Origin of the sequence: Parvibaculum sp. (genome assembly GCF_039680535.1) — a bacterium.
Lineage (GTDB): Bacteria > Pseudomonadota > Alphaproteobacteria > Parvibaculales > Parvibaculaceae > Parvibaculum.
The window spans coordinates 330599-344790 of record NZ_JBDKSS010000013.1 but is presented as its reverse complement, the minus strand read 5'-3'; the positions used below and the strand labels follow the sequence as shown (position 1 = coordinate 344790).

Annotated in this window: 18 protein-coding genes; 5 read left to right on the top strand and 13 right to left on the bottom strand. The window is 62.7% G+C overall.

What is annotated here, in order from left to right; translation table 11 throughout:
• The first annotated feature begins 25 nt into the window (after window positions 1-25).
• Entirely contained in the window at window positions 26-802 is a 777-nt protein-coding gene (locus ABFC66_RS08675; RefSeq protein ID WP_346740551.1) for a hypothetical protein, read from the top strand.
• A 3-nt stretch (window positions 803-805) separates the two neighbouring features.
• On the opposite strand, the gene ABFC66_RS08670 is transcribed toward ABFC66_RS08675, so the two are convergent.
• From ABFC66_RS08670 to ABFC66_RS08660, 3 genes are all read right to left on the bottom strand, one after another.
• On the bottom strand, window positions 806-1438 hold the full coding sequence (locus ABFC66_RS08670) for a TetR/AcrR family transcriptional regulator (RefSeq protein ID WP_346740550.1): 633 nt from the start codon (window positions 1436-1438) through the stop codon (window positions 806-808).
• A 190-nt stretch (window positions 1439-1628) separates the two neighbouring features.
• Window positions 1629-1835 (bottom strand): cold-shock protein, encoded by a 207-nt coding sequence (locus tag ABFC66_RS08665; protein ID WP_152215086.1) that lies wholly within the window; start codon window positions 1833-1835, stop codon window positions 1629-1631.
• Between the two features lie 248 nt (window positions 1836-2083).
• Complete coding sequence (locus tag ABFC66_RS08660; RefSeq protein ID WP_346740549.1) at window positions 2084-3577, bottom strand: NAD(P)/FAD-dependent oxidoreductase; 1494 nt, start codon at window positions 3575-3577, stop codon at window positions 2084-2086.
• A gap of 341 nt (window positions 3578-3918) precedes the next feature.
• On the opposite strand from ABFC66_RS08660, the gene ABFC66_RS08655 reads away from it, so the two are divergent.
• Window positions 3919-4344 carry a winged helix DNA-binding protein gene (locus ABFC66_RS08655; protein WP_346740548.1) on the top strand — a complete coding sequence of 142 codons (426 nt, stop codon included), beginning with the start codon at window positions 3919-3921 and terminating at the stop codon, window positions 4342-4344.
• A gap of 2 nt (window positions 4345-4346) precedes the next feature.
• On the opposite strand, the gene ABFC66_RS08650 is transcribed toward ABFC66_RS08655, so the two are convergent.
• The 4 genes from ABFC66_RS08650 to ABFC66_RS08635 all read right to left on the bottom strand — a co-directional run bounded on the left by ABFC66_RS08650 (window position 4347) and on the right by ABFC66_RS08635 (window position 5871).
• The gene (locus tag ABFC66_RS08650; protein WP_346740547.1) at window positions 4347-4622 is read right to left on the bottom strand and encodes a GNAT family N-acetyltransferase; all 276 of its coding nucleotides are present in this window, start codon (window positions 4620-4622) and stop codon (window positions 4347-4349) included.
• Window positions 4623-4651: 29 nt separating this feature from the next.
• Window positions 4652-4984: an STAS domain-containing protein gene (locus ABFC66_RS08645; RefSeq protein ID WP_346740546.1), complete on the bottom strand. Its 333-nt coding sequence runs from the start codon at window positions 4982-4984 to the stop codon at window positions 4652-4654.
• Window positions 4985-5070: 86 nt separating this feature from the next.
• On the bottom strand, window positions 5071-5412 hold the full coding sequence (locus ABFC66_RS08640; protein ID WP_346740545.1) for an STAS domain-containing protein: 342 nt from the start codon (window positions 5410-5412) through the stop codon (window positions 5071-5073).
• Between the two features lie 21 nt (window positions 5413-5433).
• Entirely contained in the window at window positions 5434-5871 is a 438-nt protein-coding gene (locus tag ABFC66_RS08635; protein ID WP_346740544.1) for an ATP-binding protein, read from the bottom strand.
• A 258-nt stretch (window positions 5872-6129) separates the two neighbouring features.
• On the opposite strand from ABFC66_RS08635, the gene ABFC66_RS08630 reads away from it, so the two are divergent.
• Window positions 6130-6783 carry a GPP34 family phosphoprotein gene (locus ABFC66_RS08630; protein ID WP_346740543.1) on the top strand — a complete coding sequence of 218 codons (654 nt, stop codon included), beginning with the start codon at window positions 6130-6132 and terminating at the stop codon, window positions 6781-6783.
• A 54-nt stretch (window positions 6784-6837) separates the two neighbouring features.
• Here ABFC66_RS08630 and ABFC66_RS08625 read toward each other — a convergent pair whose 3' ends face one another.
• Window positions 6838-7995, bottom strand: coding sequence for an L-lactate dehydrogenase (locus tag ABFC66_RS08625; RefSeq protein ID WP_346740542.1), 1158 nt, complete (start codon window positions 7993-7995; stop codon window positions 6838-6840).
• Window positions 7996-8120: 125 nt separating this feature from the next.
• Here ABFC66_RS08625 and ABFC66_RS08620 point away from each other — a divergent pair, with 125 nt between their 5' ends.
• Window positions 8121-8921 carry an SDR family NAD(P)-dependent oxidoreductase gene (locus ABFC66_RS08620; protein WP_346740913.1) on the top strand — a complete coding sequence of 267 codons (801 nt, stop codon included), beginning with the start codon at window positions 8121-8123 and terminating at the stop codon, window positions 8919-8921.
• A 64-nt stretch (window positions 8922-8985) separates the two neighbouring features.
• Here ABFC66_RS08620 and ABFC66_RS08615 read toward each other — a convergent pair whose 3' ends face one another.
• On the bottom strand, window positions 8986-9642 hold the full coding sequence (locus tag ABFC66_RS08615) for a glutathione S-transferase family protein (protein ID WP_346740541.1): 657 nt from the start codon (window positions 9640-9642) through the stop codon (window positions 8986-8988).
• A gap of 142 nt (window positions 9643-9784) precedes the next feature.
• Between ABFC66_RS08615 and phaZ the strand changes: the two genes are divergently transcribed.
• On the top strand, window positions 9785-11005 hold the full coding sequence (phaZ, locus tag ABFC66_RS08610; protein ID WP_346740540.1) for a polyhydroxyalkanoate depolymerase: 1221 nt from the start codon (window positions 9785-9787) through the stop codon (window positions 11003-11005).
• Here phaZ and ABFC66_RS08605 read toward each other — a convergent pair.
• The 4 genes from ABFC66_RS08605 to ABFC66_RS08590 form a co-directional block, all read right to left on the bottom strand.
• Window positions 11002-12135 carry an FUSC family protein gene (locus ABFC66_RS08605; protein ID WP_346740539.1) on the bottom strand — a complete coding sequence of 378 codons (1134 nt, stop codon included), beginning with the start codon at window positions 12133-12135 and terminating at the stop codon, window positions 11002-11004. The two genes, phaZ and ABFC66_RS08605, sit on opposite strands and share 4 nt — an antisense overlap.
• A gap of 51 nt (window positions 12136-12186) precedes the next feature.
• Window positions 12187-12456 (bottom strand): hypothetical protein, encoded by a 270-nt coding sequence (locus ABFC66_RS08600; protein ID WP_346740538.1) that lies wholly within the window; start codon window positions 12454-12456, stop codon window positions 12187-12189.
• Window positions 12457-12602: 146 nt separating this feature from the next.
• Entirely contained in the window at window positions 12603-13097 is a 495-nt protein-coding gene (locus ABFC66_RS08595; protein WP_346740537.1) for a hypothetical protein, read from the bottom strand.
• Window positions 13098-13449: 352 nt separating this feature from the next.
• Window positions 13450-14190: a hypothetical protein gene (locus tag ABFC66_RS08590; protein WP_346740536.1), complete on the bottom strand. Its 741-nt coding sequence runs from the start codon at window positions 14188-14190 to the stop codon at window positions 13450-13452.
• Window positions 14191-14192 lie beyond the last annotated feature (2 nt).

Here is a 14192-nt window from a genome sequence, read left to right as displayed (position 1 = left end):
GAATTGGGCCTGACGAGGGGATTTGATGACGCGCATTTTCATTGGCACGCCGGCCTATGGCGGGCAGGTAACGACCGCCTGGTTTCATTCGATGCGAAACCTGCAGGTTGCCTGCCAGGCGCGGGGAATCGAAATTTCCGTGATGACGCTGGACAAGGAGTCGCTGATCAGCCGCGGACGCAACTCCGTGGTGGCGGAGTTTCTCGGCCGGGAGGACCACTCGCACCTCCTCTTCATCGATGCCGACATCGGCTTTCACCCCGACACGGTGTTCCGTCTGTTGAGCCTGAACAAGCCCGTCGTCGGCGCCGCCTACCCCAAGAAGGGTGTCAATTGGGAAAAGGTTCTCAAGGTTGCAAAGACCACCGAGGATCCGAACGTGCTGCGCGAAAATTCAGTCGAATTCGCGATCAACGTCTTCGACGAGGACATGCCCAGCCCCGGTGTCGACAAGCCGCATCAGATCGTCAACGGCTGCATCCGCGTCAGCAAGATCGCGACCGGCTTCATGCTGATCCAGCGCGGCGTCTTCGACATCATGCGCGAGCGTTTTCCGGACAAGCGGTACACCAACGACATCACCGGATATGAGAACCAGTTCTCCAAGGGGAATTTCTGGTCCTTCTTCGACGTCATCATCCATCCAGAGACGAAGCGCTATCTCAGCGAGGATTACGGCTTCTGCTATCTCTGGACCAAGGGCTGTGGCGGGGAGATCTGGTGCGATGTGTCGAGCCGCATGACGCATTTCGGCGTCTACAACTATTCCGGCTCCTTCCTCGCCGGACGGCAGCCGACATAGGGCTCAGCGGCTCGCGGCCAGCAACAGGTCGAGCAGGCCGAGAATGATTTCCTCGCGCGGGCGGCGGAAGTTCGACAGAACCCAGCGCATCGCGACATGGACGATGGCCCCGACAAGACCCGCCGCAAGGATCTCCGTCCGTCCCTTGTCCTCGCTCAGGCGGGGAAAGAGTTCCGCCGCATCGCTCTGGAGATGCACCGAGAAAAGGTCCATCGCTTCGCGATAGACGTAATCGAGGTTCGGCCCAAGGCTCAGCACCTCGATGAGCAGCACACGTGCAAAAAGCGGATCGCGCTCGATCTCGCCGAAATAGGCGCCGAGCACGGCACGGGCTTTCGCTTCCGGCGTGTCGTCTGCCGCCTCCAGCGAAACCAGCAGGGCCGCCCCGACGCGCTCTACGCAATGGGCATAGACCGCGATGAACAGGTCGTCCTTGCTGGCAAAGGATTCGTAGAAATAGCGCTCCGTCAGCCCCGCCTCGACGCAAATCTGGCGAACGGTTGCCGCGCGATAGCCGATGCTGGCAAAGACCTTGAGCCCCGCCGCGACAAGGCGTTCCCGGCGGCCGGACTGACGTTCCGCCTGGCTTTCGCCGCGATAGCGCCGGCTCGGCTTGCTTTCGGGTTCATCCAACATGGCCGAATATTGACAGCATTTCTTGTCACATACAATTCCGGGCCGTCCCCGTGCCGCCGGACCTTTTGCCGCATAAATTGGAGACGTACACGGACAAAAAAACCCGGCGCGGATCGCTCCGGCCGGGTTCTTCATGTCGAGGCAGTGGGCAGGCGCGACGTTCGCGCTCGCCACTCGCCCGCGCTTCAGCTCAGAGGAGCTGGAGGTTCGCGGCCGAGGTCTTGCCCTTTTCCGTCACGAGCTCGTAGGAGAGCTTCTGACCTTCGTTGAGGTTCGACAGACCGGCGCGTTCAACGGCCGAGATGTGAACGAAAACGTCGTTGCCGCCATTGTCCGGCTGAATGAAGCCGAAGCCCTTCTGGCTGTTGAACCACTTTACCGCGCCCTTGTTGGACATGGTGTCTCCTTGAATGAATAAAGGTGCCGCCCTCGCAATATCGCGCAAGCGTGTCAACTTTCACTGAGAGTAAGGGATAGCCCGGCGCTCGATCTTGAGCGTAGAGAGCATGCCGAACCAAAACGAAATGACACCCCATAAGTGGGGGCCGCCGGTGAAATAGCAAGGGGAAAAGTCCGGGCACCGCAAACTGCGCCGCCAATCCGGATTTTTCCCCCGTTTTGCGCCGTTTTTTGGTCCGCCCGAAATCAGCTGGCGAGCCGCTTTTGCTCGGCCGACGCGGGGCGCGGGTTCGAAAACTCCATCGCGCCGTCCTCAATGCGCCCGAATTTCAGGCTCACAATGTCCAGCGCGTAGTTCTGATAGAGCTTCCAGGGCGCCTTCGATCCCTGCTTGGGGAACTTGTCGATCGTTCGCTGCACATAGCCCGAGGAGAAGTCGAGGAAGGGCTCTTCGCCGAGGGTCGGGTCGTTGCGGCGCGGCGTACACTGACGAAGCCCCGTCCGGTCCATGTGATTGATGAGCCTGCACACATATTCGCAGGTGAGGTCGCATTTCAGCGTCCAGGACGCATTGGTGTAACCGAAGGCCGAAGCGAAGTTCGGCACGTCGCTATACATCATGCCCTTGTAATAGAGCGTCTTCGACATATCGACGGGCGCGCCATCCACCGAAATCTGCAGATCGCTCAGCACCTGAAGATTGAGGCCGGTCGCCGTCACGATGAGATCGGCCTCGAGTTCCGTTCCGGATTCGAGCTTGATGCCCTTTTCCGTGAAGGTCTCGATGCGGTCCGTCACCACCGAGGCGCGCTTCGACCTGATCGCGTCGAAGAGATCGCCATTCGGCACGGCGCAAAGACGCTGATCCCACGGGTTGTATGAGGGGGTGAAATGCCTGGCCACGTCGTAGTCGGGGCCAAGCTGCTCGCGGACCTGCTTCAGAAGGAACTGCTTCACGCCCTCGGGCTTCCGCCGCGAGAGCTTGTAGAAATACATGCTGAGAAGCACCTTCTTCCAGCGCGTGAGGCCATAGGCGAGCTTGGCTGGAAGATAACGGCGCATCGCGTTGGCGAGCTTGTCTTCCGCCGGAACTGTAGCGACATAGGTGGGCGAGCGCTGCAGCATCGTGACATGCGCCGCCGTCTTCGCCATCTCAGGCACCAGCGTCACGGCCGTCGCGCCGCTGCCGATCACGATCACGCGCTTGCCGGCATAATCGATGTCGTCTGTCCATTTCTGCGGATGGACGATGCGGCCCTTGAAGCGCTCCGCACCCGGAAAGTCCGGCGTATAGCCTTCCGCATAATTGTAGTAGCCGCTGCACATGAAGAGGAAATTGCAGGTGAAGCGCACGGGCTCCTTCTCCTCGCCCCGCTCCACCTCGACCGTCCACAGCGCATCCTCGGTCGACCAGGACGCGCGCTTCACGAAATGGCGGAAGCGGATCTTGCGGTCGATGCCGTTATCCCTCGCCGTCTCGCGAAGATATTTGAGGATCGACGGGCCGTCGGCGATCGACTTCGCCTCGGTCCAGGGGCGGAAGGAATAGCCCAGCGTGAACATGTCGGAGTCGGACCGGATTCCCGGATAGCGGAAGAGATCCCAGGTGCCGCCCATGGCGTCCCGCCCTTCAAGGATCGCATAGGTCTTGGAGGGGCAGTTCGCCTGCAGGTGATAGCCCGCGCCGATGCCGGAAATGCCGGCGCCCACAATCAGTACGTCGAAATGCTCAATCGCCATGACGCCGCCGAACTCCCCAAATCTGAAATGTCACGTTGTCTGTTTAGAGATTTAGTCGCAATCACCTCTGCATGCCAACCCAAAGTGACGCATTTCGTCGTCCAGTCATGCTGCGCGCCCCTGCGCGAGTGAACGGGCAATGACAGGGGCCGCGCCACAACGAACGAATCTCGATTACACGCAATGCGCGCATCCAGAAGTTATTAAGCTCGTTATAGTTGTGTTAACGGTTATATGTGTCACTATGGTTGTAGCGATTGACGATTCGCGAACGCAAATCGCGCAGAAATCCACTGCTACCGCGAGATCGGCGCGGGTGTTGCTCAACCGGAGATTGTATCATGTCCATGCAGGCATTCACTGATCGTCAGACCTGGGCTACCCGCCCTGTCCCGCAGGAAGGCCCTCTCACGCGCGGCCGGGCGCGCATGCTGCTCGACCTCTACAATGCCCGGATGAAGTTCTTCCCAACCGGCCTTTTCGCCGACCCTGCTTGGGACATGCTGCTCGACCTCACCCATGCCCGGCTCGCGGGCAAGCGCATCTCGGTTTCGAGCCTCTGCATCGCCGCCAATGTTCCGGCAACCACCGCGCTCCGTCGCATCGGCGATCTCGTGGGCAGCGGCCTCGCGGTCCGCGTCAAGGATGAGACCGACGGGCGGCGCGTCTTCGTCGAGTTGACGGATGATGGTTTCACCCGCATGGGGCGCTATCTGGAAAGCGTGTTGAAGGCGATGAGCGCGGATACGAGCCTTCCGCTCAAATGACCTCAGCCGACGAGATCGCGATACTCGGGATGCTTCTCGATATAGGCCGCAACGAAGGGGCACTTCGGCACCAGCTTCAGCCCTTCGGCGCGGACCATGTCCAGCGCCCCTTTGACGAGACGCGAGCCGACGCCCTTGCCGCCCAACGCGTCGGGCACGATCGTGTGGACCATGACGATCCGTCCCGGCGTCCGCTCATAGTCGATATGGGCTGTGATGCCCTCGACCGTCAGCTCGAAGCGGTTGCGGGCAGGGTTGTCGGTTACGACATCGGACATGGACTCGCCTTTTGCGAAAGAGGCTGAGATCAGAGAGCGGCGCGCGCGGCGTCCTCGCTGTCGAAAAAGCGGAAGATCTGCGTAAGGCCGCTCGTTTCCAGAGCGTGGAGCACATCCTCTGAGCCGGGTGCGATGACTCCGAGTTTCACGTGACGCTGCGTGAGCGTCTTGCCCGCCGTAACCAGCAACCGGATGCCCAGCGAGGAGAGAAACTCGACGGCCGAAAGATCCAGCAAGGCCACGTCGCCCGCCTTCTTGATCGCGCCCACTTCTGCATAAAAGCGCGTCTCGAGTTCGCCGACCCGGCTCGTATCGAGGCGGCCGGAAAGCTTGATGCTGTGGAATGCTGCGCTGTCGGTCATTTGAATACCCGGTGAGGCTGTTTCATGCGCCGCAAGTTATGAGCGCAGTGTAACGGAATCGTGACATCGGTCTGCCGCCGGTTGCGTCAGCCCTTCAGCGCAGCAGCCGCCTGCTCGACCGTGTCGTGCATGCCGAAGATCGTGGCGAAGCCGCTGACGTCGAAGACTTCCTTCACATTGCTGCTGACACCGCTCAGGGTCAGCACGCCCCCCGCCGACTTGGCGCGCTTGGCAGTCGTGAGCACGACGCGCAGGCCTGCCGAACTGATGTACTCGACCGCAGAGAAGTCGATGATGACATTCTTCGGGCCCGCATCGACCAGCGCATTGGCCTGCTCTTCAAAGGATTTGGCTGTGCTGCTGTCGATCCGCTTTGCAGGGCGCAGGACCAGGACATCGCCCCGGATATCATGGGTCATTTCGATCATTGCTTCATCCCAGTCTGGCCGTCAGCCGGCCGCATTCACATTCATCTGCATCTTCAGGCGGTTGAACCCGCCCTCGCGGCGATAGTCGAGCCGGTCCATGTGAGTCCTGACGAGCTTGATCCCCAGGCCTCCGATCCGTCGCTCCTCCAGCCCTTCGCCGAGTTCAGGCAATTTGGCCTCCACCGGGTTGAAGGGCTTGCCGTTATCGACCAGCTCGGCCTCGACGACGCCACCCTTCAACTCCACGGCCAACTGGATACGGCACCCGGAGTTGTCCACAGAATGGCCTTCAAACGCATAGGACACAACATTCGTGATGAGTTCGTCGAGCGCCAGATTGAGCCTGAAAATCGCCTTGGGCGGAAGGTCATGCGCCTCGCCGAAGGCCTCGATGGCATCGAGCACGCGCCCGACCTCCGAGATATCCTTGCGGAGCGTCATTTCGATCTTGTCGGACAAGAGGTTCGCTCCACCAAAAGATGTCCGGGCCACCGTCAGCCCCTTGCGGCGCCGGACCGGATGTCTCTTAACATCCTGCCTTCTGCCGTCAAGCGGCGCCTCACGGCTTCAAGTATGCGCCTTTATGCGACAACGTCATCACATTGACGAAGCGAGCCTGCCGCTTTTTCGCCCCCCATTTCGCCGGGACTTCCGCGTTGACACCCTCAGGGGGCCTCGTAATATCCGGCTCTTGGGCAAACATGGGGAGCGGGATAAATGCTGACAGTACCTGAGGAATTCCTGCTACTGACGGTCAAGGACGAAGAAGGCGGCTTCGTGGATATTCCCCATGAGGCGGTGAGCGCCGGCTTCATCGGCGCCGCGATCATGGAGCTTGCCCTCGAGAATCGCATCGACAGCGACCTCGACCGGATCTGGATCGTCGACCGGACGCCCACCGGCGAGCCTTGCGTCGATCTCGTGCTCAGCCAGGTTGCCGCACCCGACTTCGACCTCAGCGCCGCGAAGCTCATCGACCAGCTGGTCTTCTATGGCACGCAGGTCCGCGAGCTGGCGCTGGAAAGCCTCTGCAACAAGAATATCCTCGCCAAGGAAGAAGGCCGCATCCTCTGGTTCCTCAAGGCGCGGCGCTATCCGGTGGTGGACGGCAAGGAAATCCGCGAGGTGAAGATTCGCCTGCTGGAAATCCTGCTGCGCGACGAGCTGCCCGATCCGCGCGACGTCTGCCTCCTGTCGCTCGCCGATACCTGCGGCATCATCCGCCAGATCGTTCCGGCCTCGGAGCTTCATCGCGCGCAGGAGCGCATCGCCACGCTGGCCAAGATGGACCTCATCGGCCAGAACGTGACGCGCTACATCAACATCTTCCAGGAGGCCGTTGCCTACGCCTCCTACACCTGGCCGATGTAAAAGCGGCTGCATGCCAACGAAGAAGCCCGGCCATTGAGCCGGGCTTTTTGTTGCTCACGTGCCCGCATGGCCGACGAGGAGGGAACGCCCGGCCGCCTCGACATCGGTGCAGCCCGTCAGCGCCATCGCGACTTCGAGTTCCGCCTTGAGCGTCTTCAGCATGGCGCTCACGCCCGCCTCGCCGCCACCGGCCAACGAATAGGCCCAGGCGCGTCCGATGGCGACGCTCTTCGCGCCCAGCGCCAGCGCCTTCAGCACGTCGAGACCCGAGCGCACACCGCCATCCATCACGATCTCGAGACGCGAGCCCACCGCCTCGACGATGGGCGGCAAGGCATCGATCGACGCCGGCACGCCGTCGAGCTGCCGGCCGCCATGATTGGAGACCACAATGCCATCCGCGCCCACCTCTGCCGCCATCCGCGCATCCTCCGCATCGAGAATGCCCTTGATGACGATGGGACCGCTCCAGCGCTCGCGCACCCATTCGAAATCGCGCCATGTCACGGTCGGATCGAAGTTCTTGCCGATCCATTGGGCGAAATCATTGGTTCCCTTCGCATTGGGCATGGCATGGGCGATGTTGCCGAATGTATGCGGCCGCCCGCCGAGGAAAACCTCGCGCATCCAGCGCGGATGCGAGAGCACGTTGAAGCCGCGCCGGAGCTTGTCGGCCAGCGTGAGCTCTCCCGACAGTCCCGAGCGCACATCGCGATACCGCGCCCCTGTCACCGGCAGATCGACGGTGAAGACGAGGACCGGCGAGCCGACCTCCTTTGCGCGATCGAGAAGCTCCGCCATGAAGCCGCGATCCCGGATCATGTAGAGCTGGAACCAGAAGGGCTTCGACACCGCCTTGCGCACTTCTTCCAGCGAGCAGATGCTGACCGTCGAAAGGCAGAAGGGAAGGCCCGCAGCCTCTGCGGCGCGCGCCACTTGCGTCTCGCCGCGATGTGCGTAGAGACCGGCCATCCCGACCGGGCCGAGAATGACCGGCATGGCAAGCTTCTGCCCGAAGAGTTCGGTCGAAAGCTTGAGCTTCGACACATCGGTCAGCACGCGCTGGCGCAGCGCGATTTCCTCCATGGCCGCAACATTGCGCCGGAGCGTCGCCTCCGCATAGGCGCCCCCGTCGATGTAGTCGAACATCATGCGCGGCAGGCGCCTTTGCGCCAGCAGACGCCAATCTGATACGGATGCCGGTCGTGTCATCGGTTCCCCCCTCACAAGACTTTGGTCCAGTCTAGCGCAACTGCCCGGAAAACGATCCGCCCTATCGCCACAAGGTGGAATTTTCTAAAGTCCAGCCATCGAAACTCGTATCTCAGGAGACAATGATGGCCGGAACGGGCAAGGGACGACTTGCAGGAAAGCGCGCCGTGGTGACGGGTGCGGGCAGCGGCATCGGACGCGCCAGCGCCGTGCTCTTCGCGCTGGAAGGCGCGAGCGTCGTCGCCGTTGACCGCGTGGAGGAAGCGGTGGACGAGACGGCGGCGATGATCCGGGCCAATGGCGGCACGGTCCTCTCCGTCGCCGCCGATGTGGGCGACGAGGAGTCGGTCAAGACCTTCATCAATCTCAGCGTCGAGAGGCATGGCGGCCTCGATGTCGTATACGCCAATGCCGGCATCAGCGGCGGCCTCGTCCCTCTGGGTGAGCAGACGCCGGAATACTGGCTCGAAATCCTGCGGATCAATCTGATCGGCCCCTTCCTCGCCATCAAGCACGCCTCGCCCATCATGGCGAAGCAGAGTCACGGCTCCATCCTCTGCACGGCCTCGGTAGCCGGGCTTCGCGCCAACGCAGGCGGCCTTCCCTATAGCGCCAGCAAGGCGGGCGTCATCAGCCTGGTCCAGACATCGGCGAACGAACTCTACGGCACGGGCGTGCGCGTCAATGCGATCTGCCCCGGCCTCATCGAAACCGGCATGACGAAGCCGATCTTCGACAATGCGCGCGCCCGCGGCACGGAAGGCAAGATCGGCCAACTCAATCCGTTGAAGCGCAATGGCGTTCCGGAGGAAATCGCCAACATGGCGCTCTTCCTTGCCAGCGACGAGGCTTCCTATGTGAATGGACAGGCCTTTGCCGTCGATGGCGGCCTCTCGAGCACGCATCCATTCGCGGGCAAGCGCTGAAGATGATGAGGGATGCCATCGCCTTCGACGGTGGCATCCCCCAAAAAGAATTCATGCGGAGTGATCAGAACTCCGCGTCCAGCTCCTCAAGCTCTTCGGGTTCCGCCTTCGCGCCCCTGGTCCACTCGACCATGTGCGGCAAGGCGGTGATGCGCTTGCAATAGGCCGCCGCCTGCTGATCGAGTTCGACATCATAGGTGATGAACCGTGTGCAGACGGGTGCATACATCGCGTCCGCCATGGTCGGCTTCTTGCCGAAGAGAAATGGCCCCTTGTAGCGCGCAAGCGCCTCGTCCCATATCTCGAGGACCCGGTCGATATCGGCCTGCGCGCCCGCCCAGATCTTGAAATTCGGATAGCGCGCCTTGAGGTTCATCGGCAGTGCCGAGCGCATATTCGCGAAGCCCGAATGCATTTCGCCGGAAATGGACCGGCAATGGGCCCGCGCTTCCCGATCCTCGGGCAGGAGCCCCGCCTCCGGCTTGATCTCGTGGAGATATTCGGCGATGGCCAGCGTATCCCAGACCTTGATGCCGTGATGTGTGAGGCAGGGGACGAGAAATGATGGCGAGAGCAGCAGAAGCTCCGCCCGTGTCGAGGGGTCGCTGGCGGAAAGCTGCTCCTCCTCGAAATCGAGCCCGGCCATCTTGCAGAGCAGCCAGCCCCGCAACGACCATGATGAGTAGTTCTTGCTACTGATGGTCAGAGTGGCCTTGGTCATGGCGGTCCCCTTTTCCCATGCAGCGCCATCACGCGCCTGCAATAATTATCTCGCAGTGCAACATAACTTGCACTAGCCTTCTAGGGGTGCGGCCAAACTTTCTGCGGCCGATGACAGTGACTTTCCGGGGGCTGGCGCTGGCATGATGTACTACGCCTATCAGGCGCAAGCCGACCTGATGAAGCCTTGGCGGGCCGTGGCGGACGCCGCTGTGTCTTTCCTCAACGGTCCGCTGGTGAGCCAGTTCGACTCGGCGACAGTGCGGCACTGGTCCGCCACGCTCGAGCTTTTCTCCCGCGCCGGCCTGACCCATGGGCGCCCGCCCTTCGGCATCGACACCGTGCATGTCGATGGCGAGGACGTACCGGTTCATGAAGAGGCGACCTTCTCCACCCCCTTCGGCACCCTGCTCCGTTTCAGAAAGGAGCATGTGCCCGGGGAGCAGCCCCGTGTGCTCGTGGTCGCTCCCTTGTCAGGCCACTTCGCCACCCTGCTCCGCAACACCGTCGCCGTTCTCCTGCCGGATCACGACGTCTATATCACCGACTGGCACAACGCCCGCGACGTGAGCACCGAAGCAGGCCGTTTCGGCTTCGACGAATATGTGGATCACGTCATCCGCTTTCTCGAAGAGATGGGCCCCGGCGCCCATCTCGTCTCGGTCTGCCAGCCTTGCGCCCATGCCTTCGCGGCCGTCGCCGTCATGGCCGCCGCCGACAATCCCGCCCAGCCCGCGAGCATGACGCTGATGGCCGGGCCCATCGACACACGGATCAACCCGACGACCGTCAACGAGCTTGCGACCACGCATTCGATCGAATGGTTCGAGAGCAATCTCATCTCGCGCGTCCCTGCCGGTTTCGCCGGCGCAGGCCGCCGCGTCTATCCGGGTTTCGTGCAGCTCACCGCCTTCATGAGCATGAACCCGAAGCGCCACATCGACACGCATGTCGATCTCGTCGGCCATGTCGCGACAGGCAACATCGAACGCGCCGAGGCGACAAAAACCTTCTACGACGAATATTTCGCCGTGCTCGACCTCACCGCCGAGTTCTATCTGGAAACCGTCAACCTCGTCTTTCAGCGCCACCTGCTGCCGCAGGGTCTGCTCACCTGGCATGGAGAGCGCGTCGAGCCCGCCGCGATCCGGCGTACGGCGCTTCTCACCGTCGAAGGCGAGAAGGACGATATCTGCTCCGTCGGGCAAACCCTTGCCGCGCAGGATCTCTGTACGAACATCCGTCCCTACAAGAAGCGCCACCACCTGCAGGCAGGCGTCGGCCATTATGGCGTCTTCTCAGGCTCTCGCTGGGCATCGCAGATCTATCCGATCGTGCGTAACGTCATCCTCGCCAACGACTAGCCTGTTTCGGCAGGCCGTGCGAACTCGGCGAGTCGGTTGCCGAGTTCCGGCAATTCGCGGCGCATTTCCTCGAAGGCAAATCCCAGCGTGAAAAGCCCGCCGACCGTTTCCGGCGAAAGCTCCGTCATGAGCGGATCGGCGCGCAGCCGATCGAGCTCGGCGCCGAATGCGTCGATCGCTGCGATGAAGGCATCGGCCGAAGGCGGCAATGCCCGGTTGCGTGCCGCTGTTGCCGCAGCATGCAACTGCGCTTCAAGCGCCGAGGTCACCGCGGCCAGCGATATTGCCAGACGCAGACGCACGGCTTCCGGCCATGGCGTCACGGTCGCGCGTCCAACCAGAATGAAATCGTGGCGGAAACGGCGCAGCGAACGCAGCAGCGCGTCCGTGTCCCCATATTCCGTCAGCCGCGCCGACCACTCGCGCTTCATGTCCTCGCCTGCCGCCTCTGCTGCGGCGATCTTGCCGCGAAGCCGGTCATTCAGGTCCTGAAGCCCTGCCTTGAGCGAAGCGGCGTCCGACGCCGGATCGAGGGACGCAACTTCGAGCTTCCAGAGTTCTGCGAGCAGCGACAGCACCGCTCCCACGCGCTCGGAGAGATCGGAATGCGCGCGCGCCGGAAGCACGACCAGCGCGACGGCCACGCCGATGAACCCGCCAAGCAGGATTTCACCGACGCGCTCCACGGCAAGCCAGAAGGCCGGATCATTCCCCGTGCGGCTCAACACCACGATGATCGCCGTGATCGGCGCGATCTTGAACTTTGGATTGGCTGCCGAAAGGAAAGCGAGCGGGCCCAGCACCAGCGCGATGACGAGCCCCTCCGCGACAAGGCCGTTTGCCGCCACGAGCGTTGCGAGAAACCCGCCAAGGGCGCCGACCACCGTTCCGGTGAGCCGGTCGCTCGCTGCCTTGAGCGAACTGCCGATATTGCTCTGCATGACGATAACCGCCGTCAGCATCACCCAGTAGCCCTGCGGCAGTCCCAGCGTTCGCGCGAGCATGAATGAGAGAAAGCTCGCCACCATCACGCGAATGGCGAAGCGCTGCTCGGCGCGCCGCGATGCCACGAAGCGCCACGCCGCGCCCGCCCGCGCTCTCATCGTCGAGATGAACCCGTTTCCGCCCATGATCACTCCGGCACCGCTTCGCCTTGCCTCTTCCCACTCATCATAGGCCGCTCAGAGAATGGCCGAAACGGAGGTCGTTCCCGAGGCACCGGAAACCGAAGCCCTGAGCTTGCATGGCCCGAGGACGAAGCCGCCGACGCCGTTCTGCGTGAAGCTCACGGACTGGCCCACGGAAAACCAGTTGGTCCCGTCCGGGCTCGCCTCCAGCGCCACGGTCGCGCCGCCGAAGCTGCCCCATGCCCAGAAGGTGCCGGTGCCGCCGGTCCAGTCCACCGTGGCCGAACTGCCATTTGCCGTCGTCGCATTCAAGATGGTCGCCATGATCCCGTCCTTGCTCTATCGCGCCATGCGCTGTTGATCGCCGACAGTCTGCAAGAGCGATGAAGGACGGGGATAAGTTCGACATGAAAAAAGCGCCGCTCCATCTGCCGGAGCGGCGCTTGACATGTTCTGTTCTGGCCGCCCGCCTACTGAACGACGCGCCAGTCGCCATCCTCGCCGAGGCACGCCGTGCCGTAACTCTGCTGCAACCGGCCGCCGACGCGGATCGTTGACTGGTATTCGCGGCAATACTGGCCGGAGGTGCTGCGATAGACATCGGAGGTGGGAACCGCCTGAAGGGGCGCCTGCCCGTAATAGCCACTCGGCGCTGGCGCATAAGCGACCGGCGGCGGAGCGTAATAAGCGGGCTGCGACATGACGGCCGCGCCGAGGAGCAAGCCGACACCGGCCGCCACAGCAATTGCCGCGCCGTCATCATCGTCATCGCGCCCGCGGTCCCAGCCGCCATGATGGCGGCCCCAATCGCGGTCACGCTCCCACCCACCATGCTCCCAGCCATGCCGATCCCCGCCGTGCCAGCCATCGGCCAGGGCCGGCGTCATGGGAAGCGCAACAGTGGTGAAGCCCGCCAGTGCGAGCATGGCCGCCTTGGCCCGGAACGAACTGCGTGTCTTGGTCATCGGTATCTCCCTGGGACGCGGGTGCCCGAGCTTTCGAGCCACGAACCGCGTCGTCACATGCTGAAAAGATATGGCTTCGCGGCTGAACCGGGGATGAACGACGGCCGCCCGAAAGCCGCCACAATCGGTTCAGGTCGCGTTCAATCGCCAGTGGCCATGATGCGCGAACCGGCGGCACTCCGGGAGGTTGCCGGGACAGATGGAGAAGCCCATGTCCAGACTCGCCGACATCGCAATGAGAGCATTCATCATCGTCGTCCTAATCGGCAGCCTGCTCGAAGCGCGCAATACGAGGAAGACGCGCCGATCCGCGCGGCCGGTACACGCCTGACGCTCCCAATCCGACCCCGGGTTAGCGTGCCTCGCTCTGACGGAGCCGGTCTGCGTCGGTCACTTCCTTGACGAAGCGGTCCATCCAGGCCCTGTCGCCCTTTCCGTCGGAAACGGCGCTGATGATGAAGGCCCTCACGCCCTGAGGCGCATCCCGATAGATATAGGCAAGTTCGCGCCGCATCCGCGAATGCCACAAGCCGCGCAGATCCGCTTCCGCATAGGCTTTCATATCGTCCGGGACCCTTTGGGGCAGCGACAGAACCGCTGAAAGACGGAGCGCCGCGCAGGCCGGCGACGGCGGACTGAGAATATAGGCAAGCCGCACCGCGGGTTCGACCGAAACGGACGGCAGCGCGTAGCGGCTTCCGGCATAGGCATAGATTGCCCAGGCGCAAGCGCGGTTCGGAGCAGCCGCGACGGCGGCGCGCAGGCCGGACGCGGCTTCCTCCTTCATGCTTGCGTTTTTCGAAGGATCAGGCCGAAGCGCCAGCAGAGCAAGGCGCCCGCGAAACTGTTGAAGCAAGGCGTCGTCCGGAAGCCAGGCCGCAGCGCGGCGATATGCGGCTAGCTGCGCGTCGGTTTCTTCCAACGTGTCAGTGGGGGTCGGCGCCAGCTGCGAGAGGTCGCGCCAGGAGACGATCTCGAAATAGGCGGCCGCTCGCGGAAGGGCGAGTCCGATCAGAACAATACCGATCAGAAACGCCGCGCCGGATGCCAGAAAACGCGTGAAGCGGGAAACCTGTCCATCCGGCGAAGCCATCG